This is a genomic window from Ruegeria sp. R14_0, from assembly GCF_017743975.1.
Taxonomy (GTDB): domain Bacteria; phylum Pseudomonadota; class Alphaproteobacteria; order Rhodobacterales; family Rhodobacteraceae; genus Ruegeria.
In genome coordinates, this window is record NZ_JAGHRC010000018.1 from 1 (window position 1) to 2,500 (window position 2,500).

At 54.2% G+C, this 2,500-nt stretch carries 1 tRNA gene and 2 rRNA genes (1 of these 3 cut by a window edge); all 3 read right to left on the minus strand.

The annotated features are described in order from the left end of the window. Window positions 1-77, minus strand: a tRNA-Met gene (locus tag J7416_RS22435). A 51-nt stretch (window positions 78-128) separates the two neighbouring features. Next, window positions 129-243, minus strand: a 5S ribosomal RNA gene (gene rrf / locus J7416_RS22440). A 187-nt stretch (window positions 244-430) separates the two neighbouring features. Then, window positions 431-2,500 (minus strand): 23S ribosomal RNA (locus tag J7416_RS22445) (it continues 781 nt past the right edge of the window).

The window sequence follows — 2,500 nt, forward strand, 5'->3', positions numbered from 1 at the left end:
TGGTTGCGGGAGTAGGATTTGAACCTACGACCTTCAGGTTATGAGCCTGACGAGCTACCGGGCTGCTCCATCCCGCGTCAGTGTCAGATTTGTATCATCGTTAGAGAGAGATGTGGGGATTTTTCTAGGTTTGGCGGTGACCTACTCTCCCAGGGCTTAAGCCCAAGTACCATTGGCGCGGCAGTGCTTAACTTCCGGGTTCGGGATGGGACCGGGTGTTTCACTTGCGCTATGACCACCAAACCGAGGAAAATCCCCGTCGACTTTCTTGCTGTGCAAGAAAGCGACTATGCGGGAGGCAGCGTCTTTTGTTTACAAAAGGCGCGTTCCCGCACGGTTATTTAATCAATCAACATCGCGGCTAGGTGCTGCGACGCTATCCATTGTCAAGGTCGGTGTATGCTTTGGTCTTGTCTTTCCATTACTGGATCAAATCAAGCCTATCGGGCGATTAGTACCGGTCAACTGAACGCATTACTGCGCTTACATCTCCGGCCTATTGACGTGGTGGTCTTCCACGGCCCTCAGGGAGACCTTGTTTTGAGGGGGGCTTCCCGCTTAGATGCCTTCAGCGGTTATCCTGTCCGATCATAGCTACCCAGCACTGCCGTTGGCACGACAACTGGTCCACCAGTGGATCGTTCACCCCGGTCCTCTCGTACTAGGGGCAACTCCTCTCAAGTCTCCTACACCCACGGCAGATAGGGACCGAACTGTCTCACGACGTTCTAAACCCAGCTCACGTACCTCTTTAAACGGCGAACAGCCGTACCCTTGGGACCTGCTCCAGCCCCAGGATGAGATGAGCCGACATCGAGGTGCCAAACACTGCCGTCGATATGGACTCTTGGGCAGTATCAGCCTGTTATCCCCGGCGTACCTTTTATCCGTTGAGCGATGGCCCTTCCACTCGGGACCACCGGATCACTATGGCCGTCTTTCGACTCTGCTCGACTTGTCAGTCTCGCAGTCAGGCTGGCTTCTGCCATTGCACTCAACGAGCGATTTCCGACCGCTCTGAGCCAACCTTCGCGCGCCTCCGTTACGCTTTAGGAGGCGACCGCCCCAGTCAAACTACCCGCCACGCAGGGTCCCGGATCCGGATAACGGACCGCGGTTAGACATCAAGAGTGCGAAGGGTGGTATCTCAAGGGAGGCTCCACCGCGACTGGCGTCACGGTTTCAAAGCCTACCACCTATCCTGCACATCACAATCCTGATGCCAGTGCGAAGCTGTAGTAAAGGTGCACGGGGTCTTTCCGTCTAACCGCGGGAAGCCTGCATCTTGACAGGCAATTCAATTTCGCTGAGTCGATGTTGGAGACAGCGGGGAAGTCGTTACGCCATTCGTGCAGGTCGGAACTTACCCGACAAGGAATTTCGCTACCTTAGGACCGTTATAGTTACGGCCGCCGTTTACCTGGGCTTCAATTCAAGGCTCTCACCTCTCCTTTTAACCTTCAGGCACCGGGCAGGCGTCAGACCCTATACGTCGTCTTGCGACTTCGCAGAGCCCTGTGTTTTTAATAAACAGTCGCCACCCCCTGGTTTGTGCCCCCAGCCCCTAGTTGCCTAGGAACCGGGCCTCCTTCTCGCGAACTTACGGAGGTATTTTGCCGAGTTCCTTCAACATCGTTCTCTCAAGCGCCTTGGTATGCTCTACCAGTCCACCTGTGTCGGTTTAGGGTACGGTCTGATGGAGGGCTATTTCCAGGAACTGCTCAGCAGCCCAACCAATCCGATAAGGCTGAACTACACCTGCAATCCGTCACATCCTCCTGGCCTAGGAATATTAACCTAGTTCCCATCGCCTACGCCTTTCGGCCTCGGCTTAGGGGCCGGCTTACCCTGCTCAGATTAGCTTTAAGCAGGAACCCTTGGACTTTCGGCGAGAGTGTCTCTCACACTCTTTGTCGCTACTCATGTCATCATTCTCACTAGTGATCTCTCCACGGGATCGCTCACGCGCCCGCTTCATCGAAAGAACTCGATCCGTCATTACACCCAAATGGATGCAAATACGGATGAGTTCTATGTCACACTACGCTCTGCTACCATGCCTTACGGCATCCTAAGCTTCGGCTCATGGCTTGAGCCCCGTTACATCTTCGCCGCAGGACAACTTATTTAGACCAGTGAGCTGTTACGCTATCTTTAAAGGATGGCTGCTTCTAAGCCAACCTCCTGGTTGTTTTGGTCGTCCCACCTGCTTTCCCACTTAGCCATGAATTGGGGGCCTTAGCTGTAGGTCAGGGTTGTTTCCCTCTCCACTACGGACGTTAGCATCCGCAGTGTGTCTGCCATCTAGTACTCCCGGGTATTCGGAGTTTGGTTAGGATCAGTAAGCCTGTGGGGCCCCATTACCCATCCAGTGCTCTACCCCCCGGGGTATTCGGATGACGCTCTACCTAAATAGATTTCGCAGAGAACCAGCTATCTCCGAGTTTGATTGGCCTTTCACCCCTAGGCACAGCTCATCCCGATCTTTTTCAACAGATGT